Source organism: Brucella oryzae, from assembly GCF_041929965.1.
In the GTDB taxonomy this organism is placed as follows: Bacteria; Pseudomonadota; Alphaproteobacteria; order Rhizobiales; family Rhizobiaceae; genus Brucella; species Brucella oryzae.
Map to the genome: position 1 here is coordinate 266,309 of NZ_JBHEEO010000004.1, position 14,173 is coordinate 280,481.

Consider the following 14,173-nt stretch of genomic DNA (forward strand, 5'->3'; position numbering starts at 1 on the left):
TTGGTCGCTCAGACTGCATGGAAACCTTAGACAGGAGTTCTTTATAAAGAGAAAAAGAAAAAGTCTAATCTGCAAGTGGTCGCAAGACTTCAAGGAATGGTGAGTATTCTCTAAATGGCTTTTATATTCTAAGTATCTAAAATAAAGCGGGCCAGACAACTGTTCGCGGCACGTATCTGCGCATATCAGGCGGTAGAAAACAAAAACCCCGGCTAATGCTTTGCCGGGGTCTGTTTATGATGATCGAGCTGGCCTTACATCACTCGAAAGCGCCGTGGCAGTGCTTGTACTTCTTGCCGGAACCGCATGGGCAAGCTTCGTTGCGGCTGACCTTGCCCCAAGTGCGCGGGTCGGTCGGGTCGCGTTCGGCAGCAGGAACATTGCGTTCATCGTGCTGATGTTCGGACCAGGCGGCTTCATCGAAATCGTTCTCGCCCGTCGTGCCGTCGATGTGACGACCGGTCATTGGCGGTAATTCGGGCTCGGGTGGTGCTTCACGAACGATCTCGACGCGCATCAGCTGCGAGATAACGACTTCGCGCAGGTTGGCAAGCATCGACTGGAACAGCTCGAAAGCTTCGGTCTTGTATTCGTTCAGCGGGTCGCGCTGGGCATAACCGCGGAATCCGACAACCGAGCGCAGATGGTCAAGATTGACCAGATGCTCGCGCCAGAGATTATCCAGCGACTGCATGATGACCGACTTCTCAACATAGGTCATGATTTGCGGGCCGAAACGTTCGGCCTTTTCGGCAGCAGCCTTGTCGGCGGCTTCCTTGATGCGGTTCTCAAACTCTTCTTCCGCGATGCCTTCTTCCTTGGCCCAGTCCTCGACCGGCAGGTCAAGATTGAGCTTGGAGATGATGTCTTCCTTGAGGCCTGCAATATCCCACTTTTCCGCATAGGCGTCCTTGGGAATACGCAGGGCGACCATGTCCTCGATGACCTCGTGGCGCATTTCGCCAACGGTCTCGGTCAGGTCCTCTTCATCCATCATTTCCAGACGCTGTTCGAAGATCACCTTGCGCTGATCGTTCATGACATCGTCGTATTTCAGAAGGTTCTTGCGGATTTCGAAGTTGCGGGCTTCGACCTTTTTCTGCGCCTTTTCAAGCGCCTTGTTGATCCACGGATGGACGATGGCTTCGTCTTCCTTGAGGCCGAGCTTCTGCAGCATGCTGTCCATACGATCGGAACCGAAGATGCGCATCAGATCGTCCTGTAGCGACAGGAAGAACTTCGAGCGGCCCGGATCACCCTGACGACCGGAACGACCGCGCAGCTGGTTGTCGATGCGGCGGCTTTCGTGGCGTTCGGTGGCGAGGACATAAAGCCCGCCAGCTGCCAGAGCCTTTTCCTTCAGCTGGGCGATGTCAGCCTTGATCTCTGCAATCTTGGCGTCGCGCTCAGGACCTTCCGGCACATCGGCGAGTTCCTGACGGACGCGCATTTCCAGATTGCCGCCGAGCTGGATGTCAGTACCGCGACCGGCCATGTTGGTGGCGATGGTGACGGTTCCAGGCACCCCGGCCTGTGCGATGATGTAGGCTTCCTGCTCGTGATAGCGGGCGTTCAGGACCTGGAAGTCCTTGATGCCTTCCTTGCGAAGACGTTCGGCCAGCTGTTCCGACTTTTCGATGGAGGTCGTGCCGACGAGGATCGGCTGGCCCTTTTCGTGCGAGGCGCGGATATCGCGCACGATGGCACGGTATTTTTCCTCGACAGAGCGGTAGACTTCATCGTCTTCGTCGATACGCTGGACCGGCAGATTGGTCGGAATCTCGAGAACTTCGAGGCCGTAAATATTGCCGAATTCTTCTGCTTCCGTTGCAGCTGTACCGGTCATGCCCGACAGCTTGTTGTACATGCGGAAGTAGTTCTGGAAGGTGATCGAAGCCAGCGTCTGGTTTTCCGGCTGGATGGTCACGTGTTCCTTGGCTTCCAGCGCCTGGTGCAGGCCTTCCGAATAACGGCGACCTGGCATCATGCGACCGGTAAACTCGTCAATGATGACGATTTCGTCATTGCGGACGATATAGTCTTTGTCGCGCTGGAACAGCTTGTGTGCACGAAGTGCATTGTTCAGATGATGAACAACCGCAACATTCTCAATGTCGTAGAGGCTTTCACCCTTGAGATGGCCTGCTTCTTCCAGAAGTTTCTCGACCTTTTCCGTACCGACTTCGGTGAAGATGGCCGTCTTCTGCTTCTCGTCGACTTCATAGTCTTCTTCCACCAGTGGAGGAATGAAGGTGTCGATGAGATTGTAGAAGTCCGAGCGGTCTTCCAGCGGGCCGGAAATGATGAGCGGCGTGCGCGCTTCGTCGATGAGGATCGAATCGACTTCGTCGACGATGGCGTAATTGTGCGGGCGCTGCACCATCTGGGAGCGCTCATACTTCATATTGTCGCGCAGATAGTCGAAGCCGAGCTCGTTGTTGGTGCCGTAGGTGATGTCGCAGGCATAGGCTGCACGGCGCTCATCGTCGTCAAGGCCGTGCTTGATGACACCGACGGTCAGACCGAGGAAATTGTAGAGCTTGCCCATGGTTTCGGCGTCACGGGTGGCGAGATAATCGTTCACCGTCACGACATGTACGCCCTTGCCGTCAAGCGCATTGAGGTAGACCGGCAAGGTCGCCATCAGCGTCTTGCCTTCACCGGTGCGCATTTCGGCAATGCCGCGTTCGTGCAGAACCATGCCGCCAATCAGCTGTACGTCGAACGGACGCATGCCGAGCACACGCTTGGCTGCTTCACGTGCTGTGGCGAAAGCGTCGGGCAGAAGGGAATCGAGCGTTTTGCCGTCAGCCAGCGCCGCACGGAACTCGGCGGTCTTGGCCTGCAATTGCTCATCGGTAAGATTTTCGTAATTCTTCTCGATAGCAGTAATTTGATTGGCCCGCTGACGCAGGGTTTTCACGCGGCGGTCATTGGATGAACCGAATATCTTGCGGGCGAGGCCGCCAAAGCTGACCATCACTGGTCCTTTCCTGTCCGTTCAGCCGGAAGCGCTTCCGGCGCCATAGCCCTTTTCGATTTCACTGAAATTCTCGAAAGGCGCTAACTCTTTGTTTTATCGCATTTTCGAACACAAAACCGCTTCGCACTTTTGCTGATAATGCTTCGTCGAATGCTTTATTCACGCGTATTGAAACAATTGCAAGAAAACTGCATCGTGAAAGCTGCCAGATACGGCGCATTTTCGGCGCAATTCACCCGCCCCTTACTGGACGTAAAGCCGAAGGACAGATAAGAGGGGCTTCGGGCGATGTCAACGTTGCTCTAAAGGCTGGAAAACCTTTCCTTTGTTGCAATATTGGAGGTATCCGGGCCAAATTCCGCCGCATTCATCGGGCCGGTAAGCGGTCACGAAGGAGAGAATTCCATATGAAAGCCATTCTGAAAGCCCCTTATCGCAAGGCTCTCGCTGTCGTCGGCATGTCTCTGGCGGCCTCTGTGGCGCTGGCAAGCTACTCAGGCGCTGCATTCGCACAGGATGCGACCCAAGGTACTGAAAAGCCTGCTGCTGCACCGGCTGCAGCTCCAGCAGAAAAAGAAGATCCGTCCAAGGTTCTGGCGACCGTCAACGGCAAGGACATCACGGTTGGTGAAGTCGATCAGGCTGCAGGCGATCTCGATCCGCAGTTCTCGCGCCTTCCTGCCGAGCAGCGTCGTCTGGCTGCGCTCGCTGCCCTGATCGATATCAAGGCAATGGCTGGTGAAGCCGAAAAAGAAAAGCTCGACCAGTCCCAGGAATTCAAGAATCGTATGGAATTCCTGCGTGAACGCGCGCTCCATAACGAATATTTCAAGGATGAGGTTGTCGACAAGATCAGCGATGACGATGTGCGTGCGCGCTACGACAAGGAAATCGCAGCCATGCCGCCACAGGTTGAGGTGCGAGCCCGTCACATCCTCGTGAAGACCAAGGAAGAAGCTGAAGCCATCATCAAGAAGCTTGAAGGCGGAGCCAAGTTCGAGGACCTGGCCAAGGAAAGCTCGACCGACGGTACGGCAGCCAATGGTGGCGATCTCGGCTACTTCGCTGAAGGCCAGATGGTGCCGGAGTTCGAAAAGGCCGCCTTTGCGCTCAAGCCAGGTGAATACACCAAGGAGCCGGTCCAGACCCAGTTCGGTTTCCATGTGATCCAGCTCGAGGATCGTCGCACCAAGCAGCCGCCGGCATTCGATCAGGTCAAGGACCAGATCCGTTCGATCATCATGCGCGAGCGTTATGTCGAAACCGTCAAGAAGCTGCGTGACGGCATGAAGATCGATTACAAGGACCCGGCTGTCGAGAAGGCCATGAAGGATGCCGCCGCAGCCCAGGAAGGCGCGGACAAGGATGACGCGCCGGAAGAGGCTGCTCCACAGCAGTAAAATTTCGCTTGAAGCATCAACGCCCCGGCTTGCCGGGGCGTTTTTTATTTCGATCTTGCGTTTCCCGCTTGATTTTAAGCCGCAAACCTTTCCAATGCGGCAAACCAAACCGAATATCCTTCGAGGCACTTATGTCCGCGTCTGTTTCTCCGCTCGCTCCTAAACACTACCCCACAATGCCGGTCGTTCATGGTGTACGCATCGCCACCGCTGCTGCCGGGATCAAGTATAAGGGGCGAACGGATGTGATGCTGATGGTCTTCGACCGACCGGCAGAAGCCGCAGGCGTTTTCACCCGTTCGCTCTGCCCGTCGGCGCCGGTCGATTTTTGCCGCCGCAATCTTGTGCACGGAAAGGCTCGTGCAGTCGTCGTCAATTCCGGCAATGCCAATGCTTTTACCGGTATCAAGGGGCGCGAGGCGACGGAAGCAACGGCGGAAGCCGCCGCCAAAGCGGTTGGCTGCGCCACAACGGATGTGTTTCTGGCTTCAACCGGCGTGATCGGCGAACCGCTCGATGTAAGCAAGTTCGGGCATCTGCTTGGCGATATGAACAAGGATGCGGTCGAGGATTTCTGGACCGAAGCCGCCAAGGCGATCATGACCACGGATACCTATCCGAAGGTTGCGACCGAAACGGTTCTGCTCGGCCAGGTGCCGGTCACGATCAACGGTATCGCCAAGGGTGCAGGCATGATTGCGCCGGATATGGCGACGATGCTTTCCTTCGTCGTCACTGATGCGCCGATCAAGGCCGATGTGTTGCAGAGCCTGCTCTCCAAGGGCGTCGGCTCGACCTTCAATGCTGTGACAGTGGATAGTGACACATCCACATCGGATACGCTGATGCTGTTCGCCACCGGCACGGCGGCGGAACGCGGTGCGCCGGAGATTACCGACTCCGCCGACAAACGGCTGGGTGAGTTCAAGAAGGCGCTTGGCCGTCTGCTGAAATCGCTGGCGCTGCAGGTCGTGCGTGACGGCGAGGGTGCACGCAAGATGGTGGAGGTCGAAGTGACCGGCGCGAAGTCCGCAGCTTCCGCCAAGAAGATTGCGCTTTCCATCGCCAATTCGCCGCTGGTCAAGACAGCTGTCGCCGGTGAGGATGCCAATTGGGGCCGCGTGGTTATGGCTGTCGGCAAGGCAGGCGAGCCTGCCGATCGCGACCTGCTTGCCATCTGGTTCGGCGATATTCGTGTGGCCCATCAGGGCGAGCGCGATCCGGCCTATTCGGAAGACGCCACCTCCGCCTATATGCAGGGCGAGGATATTCGCATTCGCGTCGATCTGGGAATCGGTCGCGGTAAGGCAACCGTCTGGACCTGCGATCTCACCAAGGAATATGTGGCGATCAACGGCGATTACAGAAGCTAGGCTCGCGATATTCGGATTCCAGCGGCCTGCAAATAGCACTCTTTTGTGCTTCCAGTGCTCATGTACCCAAAAGTACATTCCGCTCCGGTTCTCAAAGAGCACTATTTTCGGCACGCTGTCTTCCCGAATCTCATCGAGCCTGAGCGCTCAATCCGTCATCGTTTGAGGAGTTTATTGTGCCAAGTCTTGCCATCGTTCGTCAGCTTGAAGCCGTTGGCTTCCGTGCCTGGCCCGCCACATCGGTTCATTATGACGGTACATGGGCGATACGCATGACCGCGGCGCATCCATCCCGGCGCCTCAACTCGATCAATCCGCTCGACCCCGGCGACACGCGCGATATTCCAACACGTGTAGAGCTGGCAGCACAGCGTTTTCGCGCCTATGGCCGTGTTCCCTGCTTCAGGCTTTCGCCGCTCGCGCCGCGCGAGCTTGAGGATTATCTCGAAGGGCTTGGCTGGAAGCGCCGGGACGAAACCATCGTGATGACGGCGAATCTCGAAGAACTCGATCTGTCGGGCGCCATCGACCAGATACCGTTGAAGGATATCGGGCGCTTCGTGGATGCCTCGCTTTCGATCCATGAAAGACCAGAGGACATGCGGCCCGGATTTTCCGAACTCCTCAATAGCGTTCGACCGAACAATGGCATGTTCGTGCTGGAAGAAGGCGGACGAGCGGTATCCAACCTGCTTTGCGTGCAGGATGGCGTGATGGCGGGTCTGTTCGATGTCGGAACCCTGCGCGATGCAAGGCGTAAGGGATATGGCCACGCGATTGTGGGTTCTGCGCTCAAATGGGCCGCAAAGCTCGGTGCAAAGACGGCATGGCTGCAGATCGAGGCGGACAATGTCGCCGGACTTGCGCTTTACGAGAGCTTCGGCTTTCAGGAGGCCTATCGCTATGCCTATCGGGAGAGCAACGAGAAATGACCGAGGTGAAGGGACGCCGCATTCTTCTGGTCGCGGCTTGCGCATTGGTGGATTTGGATGGCCGGGTATTGCTGACGCAGCGCCCGGAAGGCAAGCAGCTTGCCGGCCTGTGGGAGTTTCCCGGCGGCAAGGTGGAACCGGGCGAAACACCGGAAGAAACGCTGATCCGAGAATTGCAGGAAGAAATCGGCATTACCACGAAGGTGGCCTGCCTTGCTCCGCTGACATTCGCCAGCCACACCTATGATGACTTCCACCTGCTGATGCCGCTCTATGTCTGCCGTCGTTATGAAGGCATCGCGCGGGGGCTTGAAGGGCAAGCGCTCAAATGGGTTCGCCCAAAGGATATGCGCGACTATCCGATGCCGCCGGCCGACGAACCGCTGATCCCGTTCCTGTTGGATCTTCTGTAAAGGAAGCTCTGTCCACGACTGTGGAAAAAGGTTGGCAATTTCTTACGATTCCGCTGGCCAGTTAATCTATGATTCACTCCGTTGGGGCATTCTCGTTTACGAGTTGCCCCGGAGTCTTGAAGCATGAGTTTCGACAACAATTATTTTAGTGCCGATCACAACGAATATACGGCCAAGCCGCTAACAAAGGCCGGTCGTGGATTACTGCGCGTTGTGCTGTTGTTCGGCTCTGCCGTTGTTGCTCTGGCTCTCATCATTGTGCCGGTTCTCAACGATCAGGCAAACAGGGTTGCAGCTCAGTCAGTGCTTCCAGTCGGGATCGACCGCACCATGACCGGTTCGATCAAGCGTGATACCGGTAGCCAGCCGCACGCGGCAGGCCAGACCTATACGGTGCGCAAGAGTGTGCTTCAGCCAAGCCCCAATTCCGTCTGCATCATTGAGGCAAACGGCAGCCATAGCGGCGATTGTTGATTATTTTTCTTCGGCCTTTTTTAGCGCTTCTGCCAGCGATGCTTTAGCAGAGCCGGGCTTCAATGGCTTTTGCTGCGATTCATGTGGCGCCCAGCCCGATAACCAGATGATGGAGAAAGTGGCGCGGATGCGCCCGTCCGGATCGGAGAACCGCTCTGCATAAATTTCGGCAGCGCGCAGGAAAAGCCGTTTTGAAACCGGCTTGCGGGAACGGTCCCGCAATATGTTCTGCATGCCCATGGCGCGCAGATCGGCCATCAGATTGAACAGCGAATCATAGCGCACCGTGATGTTATCGACGTCGGTTACAGGCAGGGCGAAGCCTGCGCGCTGCAGAAGGCTGCCCACGTCGCGGACGTCGGGAAACGGGAAGATGCGCGGGGAGGCGCCGCCCGTCAGTTCGATTTCGGCCTGAAGAAGACTTTCGCGCAATTCACCCAGCGTTCCGCTGCCGCTCAGAGCAGCCAGGAAAAGCCCGTCCGGCTTCAGGGCGCGGGCGATCTGCACCATTGTGCCCGGCGTATCGTTGGTGGCGTGAAGTGCCATCAGCGACACTATAAGATCGGCACTGCCGGGTTTCAGTGGCAACATTTCCTCATCGCCGACAATAGCCGGAAAGGGGCCTTGCAAAAACCCTTTGTCGCGTTCAATGCGGACAATCAGGTCGGCCTTGCCAGATTGTGCGATGGCTGCAGCCGCCGCGCCGGTGTGGCCAGCCAGATCGACTGCGATGGGAAAATGGCGCTCCACGGCGTCCAAGCGGTCGCCGAGGTCGTCGGCAATGCGCTGTAACAGGAAATCTGCGCCGGGTTCTGCGCGCGCAAAGGCGCGGCGGCGAAACGAGAGCAGGAGATCGCGATCAAAGATCGCGCTATCATCAGTCGGCGCAGGCATGGAATCCGTCTTCTCTTTCGAGCAAGGTTCAGTACAATCGTTGCGGGGATAGATGCATTCGAACGGGGGCGAATGCAATGGCGGATGACGATAGAACGCATCAAACCTTTTTGCGCAACGCGGGCGAAAGGCTTCGGCGGTTTGCCAGCAGGGCTGTTCGCTCGTCGGCGGACATGTTGTTTCCGCCGACATGTATCGGCTGTCGGATGCATGTGTCCGAACCCGGGACGCTGTGTCCGAAATGCTGGCCGGAGCTGCGCTTTATAGAAAAGCCTTACTGTCCTGTGCTGGGCATACCCTTCAGTCATGATTTCGGTGAGAATTTCATGAGTGCTGAAGCCATTGCCGATCCTCCGCCTTTCCGGCGTCTCCGGTCTGCGGTTCTGCATCGGGGCGCGGCACAGCGGATGGCGGTTTCGCTCAAGTTTCATGACCGGACCGATCTGGCTCCTTGGATGGCGCGCTGGATGCAGCGCGCGGGTCGCGAATTGCTGGATGAATGTGACGTGATACTGCCAGTGCCCCTGCATCGCTGGCGGTTCTGGCAGCGGCGCTTCAACCAGTCGGCGGAACTCGCCCGCGCACTGGCGAAACTGGAATCGAAACCCTTTGCGCCGCAAGGCGTGAAGCGTGTGCGCCGGACAGATCAGCAGATCGGCCTTGGTATCAAGGAACGAAAACGTAATGTGGACGGCGCGTTTCGTGTGCCGCCGGAGCATGAAATTCATGTTCGCGGGCGACGGGTTCTGCTGATCGACGACGTCTATACGACCGGCGCTACGGTCAAGGCGGTGACGCGGGCCTTATTGCGCGGCGGCGCAAAAAGCGTCGATGTGCTGACGTTCAGCCGTGTTCTCCCGGATTGAGCTCGACAAAAGTTTACATAGGTTCCTGAAAAGCTTCGGGGCTTCCAGAGTGCGCCTTTGCCGCTTATATAGTGGCCAAAACGATTGGAGTTTATGATGGTTGATGTAACGATCTACACGCGTATCGGTTGCCCTTATTGCACCCGGGCAAAGGCACTTCTGGCTCGCAAGGGCGTGGAGTTTCATGAAATCGATGCAGGTGCAGCGCCGGAATTGCGCGCTGAGATGCAGGAACGTTCGGGCCGCAATACCTTCCCGCAGATTTTCGTCGGGTCCGTTCATGTCGGCGGATGCGATGATCTTTTCGCACTGGAAGATCAGGGCAAACTTGACAGTCTGCTCAAGACTGGCGAACTGGCCTAGGATTCTGTCGGATAGGGGAGAAGCCGATGAGCACGTTCCGCGCCGCTGCAGTACAGATGCGTTCCGGCACAGATGTTGTCCGCAATATCGAGGCTTTGGAGAAACTCGTCGCTGAAGCGGCAGCTCAAGGCGCGATTTACGTGCAATCGCCGGAAATGACCGGTGCGATGATGCGCGATCGTGCAGCGCTCAAAGCGAGCCTGCGTGACGAAGCCAATGATCTGGTTTTCAAGGCCGCTTCGGCATTGGCGGCGAAACACGGAATCTTCCTGCACATCGGTTCAACCGCTATCGATGCCGGAGACGGAAAGATTGCCAATCGCGCCGGAATTTTCACGCCTTCGGGCGAGAAGCTCGTAAGCTATGACAAGATCCACATGTTCGATGTCGATCTGGACAATGGTGAAAGCTGGCGCGAATCAGCAACCTATGAGCCGGGCAAGGAAACCATTGTTGCCGAACTGCCTTTCGCAAGTCTCGGCATGGCGATCTGTTACGATATCCGCTTCCCGCAATTATTCCGTGCCCAGGCGCTTGCCGGTGCCAATGTGATTACCGGTCCGGCTGCTTTTACGAAACAGACCGGAGAGGCCCACTGGCACATCTTGCAGCGTGCGCGTGCCATTGAGAATGGTGCATTTCTGATTTCTGCCGCGCAGGGTGGTCTGCATGAGGACGGGCGGGAAACCTATGGTCACTCGATCATCGTTTCGCCATGGGGAAAGATTCTCGCTGAAGCTGATCACGATGAACCGGGCATCATTCTGGCTGACATCGACGTGACGGAAAGTGCAGCCGCACGTGCCAAGATACCGAACCTGAAGAATGCGCGGGAGTTCGATGTACGAACCTGCTCCGCGAAACAGAAAGAGGATACGTAAGTTCCATGATCCGCTTTTCGCTTCATTGCGATCAGGGCCATGAATTCGAGGGCTGGTTTCGCGACAATGCCGATTTCGACAAGCAGTCGGGAATGAAGCTTGTCGCGTGTCCGGTGTGCAATTCGCAAGCTGTTCAGAAGTCGCTGATGGCGCCGGCTGTTTCGACAAGCCGGGGCAAGGAAAAGATTGCCATGGCGCTGGGCGATACCCAGAAGCAGATATTGGACGAGATGCGGGAATTGAGCCGCAAGGTTCGCGAGAATGCGGATTATGTCGGCGACAAATTTGCCGAGGAAGCCCGGAAGATTCATTTCGGCGAGACCGAAACACGTGGTATCTACGGCGAAGCGTCGCGCGAGGATGTGCATTCGCTGCTTGAAGACGGTGTCGACGTTCTGCCGTTGCCGGTATTTCCAGAAGACAAGAACTGATTGCCGCATAGGAGACAAGGCGCATGAAACTGACGGATTCTGCGCCTTTTTTGCTGATTGCAACCGGTATCCTGCTGGGCCTCATACTGCCGCTCGGCAAGATCGCCGCGCAGGCCGGTATTCCGCCCGCGATCTGGACATTTTTGTTCTCGGCGAGCGCAGGAATCATTCTGTTCGCTGTTCTTCGCCTGCAGGGAAAGAAGATCGGCTTTTCGGGCGGGCGGCTGCGTTACTATATCTGCACCGCCTTCATCTCCTATGCTGTGCCCAATCTTCTCATTCTTTCCGCCATTCCGCGCCTTGGCGCAGGCTTTACCGGCATCATGTACACACTGTCGCCGGTCATCACGCTTGTCCTGTCGATGGGGTTCGGATTGCGGCGTCCCAATGCCCTCGGGATCGGCGGTATAGTAGTGGGGTTCATCGGTGCAGTGATGGTGGCGATGACGCGCGGCGAGGTGGGGAAGCCAGCCGATCTATTATGGATCGCCGCGGCATTGCTCATTCCGGTATTTCTCGCCATCGGCAATGTCTATCGCACGCTCGACTGGCCGAAGAACTCCGATCCGACCGAGCTTGCTGCTGGAAGCCATCTGGCATCGGCGCTGATGCTTTTTGCGGGAATACTCATATTCACTGGCCAGTTTCCGATTGAGACGCTTGCATTCGCCCCATGGGCTGCATTGGCCCAGTCTATCGCATCGGCGGGCATGTTCGCCCTGTTCTTCAGATTGCAGGCGGTTGGCGGGCCGGTCTATCTCAGCCAGATCGGCTATGTCGCAGCCGCACTGGGGCTTATTTCGGGAACACTGTTTCTCGGCGAACATTATCCGCCGCTGACCTGGATCGGTGCGCTGGTGATTTGCGCAGGCGTTGCCATGACAACGCGTGCGCAAAGGGGTTGAGATCAGGCGGGCCGTTCGGCAAGCACCATATAGTTCACATCGGTGTCGCGGGAGCGGCTCCAGCTGTCGGCCAGCGGATTATAGGTCACGCCAAGCTTGTCGATGAGGCGCAGACCGCCTTTCGCAAGTGCTGCTTCCAGTTCTTCCGGACGCACCAGCTTTTCATATTGATGCGTGCCGCGCGGTAGCCAGCGCAATACATATTCTGCGCCGATGATTGCCAGGCCGTAAGCCTTCAGCGTGCGGTTGATTGTGGCGACGAACATCAGTCCGCCGGGCTTCACCATTTCGCTCGTTGCCGACATGAACAGGTCCACATCGGAGACGTGCTCGACCACTTCCATGTTGAGGACCACATCAAATTTTTCACCGGCATCGGCCAGTGCTTCTGCGGTCGTGGCGCGATAATCGATCTCAAGACCGCTCTGTGCGGCGTGGATTTTGGCCACTTCGATGTTTGTCGTGGAGGCATCCGCTCCGATCACGGTTGCGCCGAGGCGCGCCATCGGCTCGCAGAGAAGCCCGCCGCCGCAGCCGATATCGAGCAGGCGCAGGCCTTCGAATGGGCGCGGCGCATTGGGATCACGGTTGAATTTGGCGCAGATTTTTTCCTTGATATAGGCAAGCCGCGTCGGATTGAACTTGTGCAAGGGGCGGAACTTGCCCTGCGGATTCCACCATTCCGCGGCGATGCGCGAAAAATGCTCAATTTCCGAAGCGTCGATGGTGGTGCGGGCGGTCTCGGTCATTTCATTCTCCAGCGGCGGAAGCGTGCAGTTCTGCTCTCAAGGTAGTACTCCAAAGTCAAGGAACAAATCAATTTTGCTCTGAGGAGGCCCGATACGAATCGCGGCCTTGCGGAAGCACGGCATTTTAGCTATGTGACCCCGGGTTTGCCTGTCGCAACAATATAAGGTTTGGGCGGGTGAGAGTGTAATTTTTCTAAACAGCGGGACGTAACCTTAAATGGCGCGCATCGTGATGAAATTCGGCGGCACTTCGGTAGCCGATCTGGAACGCATCTATAATGTGGCGCGCCACGTCAAACGCGAGGTCGAGGCGGGCAATCAGGTTGCCGTCGTCGTTTCGGCCATGTCAGGCAAGACCAACGAGCTGGTCGGCTGGGTGCAGAATATGCCGAAAGTCTGCGGCGCAAGCTCGCCTTTCTACGATGCCCGCGAATATGATACCATCGTCGCTTCTGGCGAGCAGGTGACGAGCGGCCTTCTGGCGATTGCGCTGCAGTCCATCGGCGTCGATGCGCGTTCGTGGCAGGGCTGGCAAATCCCGATCAAGACCGACAACGCTCATGGCGCTGCCCGTATTCAGGACATTGACGGATCGGAAATCATCCGTCGTATGGAGATGGGGCAGGTTGCCGTCGTTGCCGGTTTCCAGGGCATCGGGCCTGATAATCGTGTTGCAACGCTTGGGCGCGGCGGCTCGGATACGTCTGCCGTCGCCATTGCCGCTGGTGTTAAGGCTGATCGCTGCGATATCTATACGGATGTAGATGGCGTTTACACGACCGACCCGCGCCTGGAACCGAAGGCGAAGCGTCTTTCGAAGATTTCCTTCGAGGAAATGCTGGAAATGGCGTCGCTCGGCGCCAAGGTTCTGCAGGTGCGTTCGGTCGAACTCGCTATGGTGCACAAGGTACGCACGTTCGTGCGCTCGAGTTTTACGGACCCAGATGCGCCGGGCATGGGTGATCCGATCAATCCGCCCGGAACCCTTATTTGCGACGAGGATGAAATCGTGGAACAGCAGGTCGTCACAGGTATCGCCTTTGCGAAGGATGAAGCTCAGATTTCGCTGCGGCGTGTGGCCGACCGGCCGGGCGTTTCGGCGGCAATTTTCGGACCTCTTGCCGAAGAGTACATCAATGTCGACATGATCGTACAGAATGTGTCGGAAGACGGCTCCAAGACCGACATGACTTTCACCATTCCGACCGGTGATATCGAAAAGGCACTGAAGGTACTGGACAAGGTCAAGGGCGAGATCGGCTTCGACAATATCCAGTCCGAAACCGGTCTTGCCAAGATTTCGGTCATCGGTATCGGCATGCGCAGTCATGCAGGCGTTGCTGCCACCGCCTTCAAGGCGCTGGCTGAAAAAGGCATCAATATCCGCGCTATCACGACGTCTGAAATCAAGATTTCGATCCTGATCGACGGTCCTTACGCGGAACTGGCCGTGCGCACGCTGCACGCGGTCTACGGCCTCGACAAGTAATCAGCCGGTTCACACCCTGT

General features: G+C 57.0%; 14 protein-coding genes. 11 read left to right on the forward strand and 3 right to left on the reverse strand.

Annotated features, from left to right (window positions below):
- Positions 1-259 precede the first annotated feature (259 nt).
- The gene (secA, locus tag JNC70_RS06195) at positions 260-2,980 is read right to left on the reverse strand and encodes a preprotein translocase subunit SecA (protein ID WP_104754972.1); all 2,721 of its coding nucleotides are present in this window, start codon (positions 2,978-2,980) and stop codon (positions 260-262) included.
- A gap of 410 nt (positions 2,981-3,390) precedes the next feature.
- On the opposite strand from secA, the gene JNC70_RS06200 reads away from it, so the two are divergent.
- The 5 genes from JNC70_RS06200 to JNC70_RS06220 all read left to right on the forward strand — a co-directional run bounded on the left by JNC70_RS06200 (position 3,391) and on the right by JNC70_RS06220 (position 7,575).
- Positions 3,391-4,383 (forward strand): peptidylprolyl isomerase, encoded by a 993-nt coding sequence (locus tag JNC70_RS06200; RefSeq protein WP_104754971.1) that lies wholly within the window; start codon positions 3,391-3,393, stop codon positions 4,381-4,383.
- Between the two features lie 131 nt (positions 4,384-4,514).
- Positions 4,515-5,756: a bifunctional glutamate N-acetyltransferase/amino-acid acetyltransferase ArgJ gene (gene argJ, locus JNC70_RS06205; protein WP_104754970.1), complete on the forward strand. Its 1,242-nt coding sequence runs from the start codon at positions 4,515-4,517 to the stop codon at positions 5,754-5,756.
- Positions 5,757-5,929: 173 nt separating this feature from the next.
- Positions 5,930-6,688, forward strand: coding sequence for a GNAT family N-acetyltransferase (locus JNC70_RS06210; protein WP_104754969.1), 759 nt, complete (start codon positions 5,930-5,932; stop codon positions 6,686-6,688).
- A complete protein-coding gene (gene mutT / locus JNC70_RS06215) occupies positions 6,685-7,101 on the forward strand; it encodes an 8-oxo-dGTP diphosphatase MutT (protein ID WP_104754968.1) in 417 nt (138 codons plus the stop codon). Before JNC70_RS06210 ends, mutT begins: the two co-directional genes overlap by 4 nt.
- 123 nt (positions 7,102-7,224) lie before the next feature.
- Positions 7,225-7,575: a hypothetical protein gene (locus JNC70_RS06220; protein WP_104754967.1), complete on the forward strand. Its 351-nt coding sequence runs from the start codon at positions 7,225-7,227 to the stop codon at positions 7,573-7,575.
- On the opposite strand, the gene JNC70_RS06225 is transcribed toward JNC70_RS06220, so the two are convergent.
- Entirely contained in the window at positions 7,576-8,469 is an 894-nt protein-coding gene (locus JNC70_RS06225) for a methyltransferase domain-containing protein (protein WP_104754966.1), read from the reverse strand.
- A 77-nt stretch (positions 8,470-8,546) separates the two neighbouring features.
- Here JNC70_RS06225 and JNC70_RS06230 point away from each other — a divergent pair, with 77 nt between their 5' ends.
- The 5 genes from JNC70_RS06230 (at position 8,547) to JNC70_RS06250 (ending at position 11,915) form a co-directional block, all read left to right on the forward strand.
- Positions 8,547-9,335 (forward strand): ComF family protein, encoded by a 789-nt coding sequence (locus JNC70_RS06230; protein WP_104754965.1) that lies wholly within the window; start codon positions 8,547-8,549, stop codon positions 9,333-9,335.
- 96 nt (positions 9,336-9,431) lie between these two features.
- Positions 9,432-9,698 (forward strand): glutaredoxin 3, encoded by a 267-nt coding sequence (gene grxC, locus JNC70_RS06235; protein WP_104754964.1) that lies wholly within the window; start codon positions 9,432-9,434, stop codon positions 9,696-9,698.
- 26 nt (positions 9,699-9,724) lie between these two features.
- Positions 9,725-10,579 (forward strand): carbon-nitrogen hydrolase family protein, encoded by an 855-nt coding sequence (locus tag JNC70_RS06240; RefSeq protein WP_104754963.1) that lies wholly within the window; start codon positions 9,725-9,727, stop codon positions 10,577-10,579.
- A 5-nt stretch (positions 10,580-10,584) separates the two neighbouring features.
- On the forward strand, positions 10,585-11,010 hold the full coding sequence (locus tag JNC70_RS06245) for a DUF1178 family protein (protein ID WP_104754962.1): 426 nt from the start codon (positions 10,585-10,587) through the stop codon (positions 11,008-11,010).
- Between the two features lie 23 nt (positions 11,011-11,033).
- A complete protein-coding gene (locus tag JNC70_RS06250; protein WP_104754961.1) occupies positions 11,034-11,915 on the forward strand; it encodes a DMT family transporter in 882 nt (293 codons plus the stop codon).
- 2 nt (positions 11,916-11,917) lie between these two features.
- Here JNC70_RS06250 and ubiG read toward each other — a convergent pair whose 3' ends face one another.
- Positions 11,918-12,664, reverse strand: coding sequence for a bifunctional 2-polyprenyl-6-hydroxyphenol methylase/3-demethylubiquinol 3-O-methyltransferase UbiG (gene ubiG, locus JNC70_RS06255; RefSeq protein ID WP_104754960.1), 747 nt, complete (start codon positions 12,662-12,664; stop codon positions 11,918-11,920).
- Positions 12,665-12,881: 217 nt separating this feature from the next.
- Between ubiG and JNC70_RS06260 the strand changes: the two genes are divergently transcribed.
- Positions 12,882-14,153, forward strand: coding sequence for an aspartate kinase (locus tag JNC70_RS06260; protein WP_104754959.1), 1,272 nt, complete (start codon positions 12,882-12,884; stop codon positions 14,151-14,153).
- Positions 14,154-14,173: the final 20 nt, after the last annotated feature.

What these genes read in the sequence shown, in the direction of transcription:
- secA (WP_104754972.1), bottom strand. Translation starts at nt 2,980, where the DNA reads ATGGTCAGCTTTGGCGGCCTCGCCCGCAAGATATTCGGTTCATCCAAT.
- JNC70_RS06200 (WP_104754971.1), top strand. Translation starts at nt 3,391, where the DNA reads ATGAAAGCCATTCTGAAAGCCCCTTATCGCAAGGCTCTCGCTGTCGTC.
- argJ (WP_104754970.1), top strand. Translation starts at nt 4,515, where the DNA reads ATGTCCGCGTCTGTTTCTCCGCTCGCTCCTAAACACTACCCCACAATG.
- mutT (WP_104754968.1), top strand. Translation starts at nt 6,685, where the DNA reads ATGACCGAGGTGAAGGGACGCCGCATTCTTCTGGTCGCGGCTTGCGCA.
- JNC70_RS06220 (WP_104754967.1), top strand. Translation starts at nt 7,225, where the DNA reads ATGAGTTTCGACAACAATTATTTTAGTGCCGATCACAACGAATATACG.
- JNC70_RS06225 (WP_104754966.1), bottom strand. Translation starts at nt 8,469, where the DNA reads ATGCCTGCGCCGACTGATGATAGCGCGATCTTTGATCGCGATCTCCTG.
- JNC70_RS06230 (WP_104754965.1), top strand. Translation starts at nt 8,547, where the DNA reads ATGGCGGATGACGATAGAACGCATCAAACCTTTTTGCGCAACGCGGGC.
- grxC (WP_104754964.1), top strand. Translation starts at nt 9,432, where the DNA reads ATGGTTGATGTAACGATCTACACGCGTATCGGTTGCCCTTATTGCACC.
- JNC70_RS06240 (WP_104754963.1), top strand. Translation starts at nt 9,725, where the DNA reads ATGAGCACGTTCCGCGCCGCTGCAGTACAGATGCGTTCCGGCACAGAT.
- JNC70_RS06245 (WP_104754962.1), top strand. Translation starts at nt 10,585, where the DNA reads ATGATCCGCTTTTCGCTTCATTGCGATCAGGGCCATGAATTCGAGGGC.
- JNC70_RS06250 (WP_104754961.1), top strand. Translation starts at nt 11,034, where the DNA reads ATGAAACTGACGGATTCTGCGCCTTTTTTGCTGATTGCAACCGGTATC.
- ubiG (WP_104754960.1), bottom strand. Translation starts at nt 12,664, where the DNA reads ATGACCGAGACCGCCCGCACCACCATCGACGCTTCGGAAATTGAGCAT.
- JNC70_RS06260 (WP_104754959.1), top strand. Translation starts at nt 12,882, where the DNA reads ATGGCGCGCATCGTGATGAAATTCGGCGGCACTTCGGTAGCCGATCTG.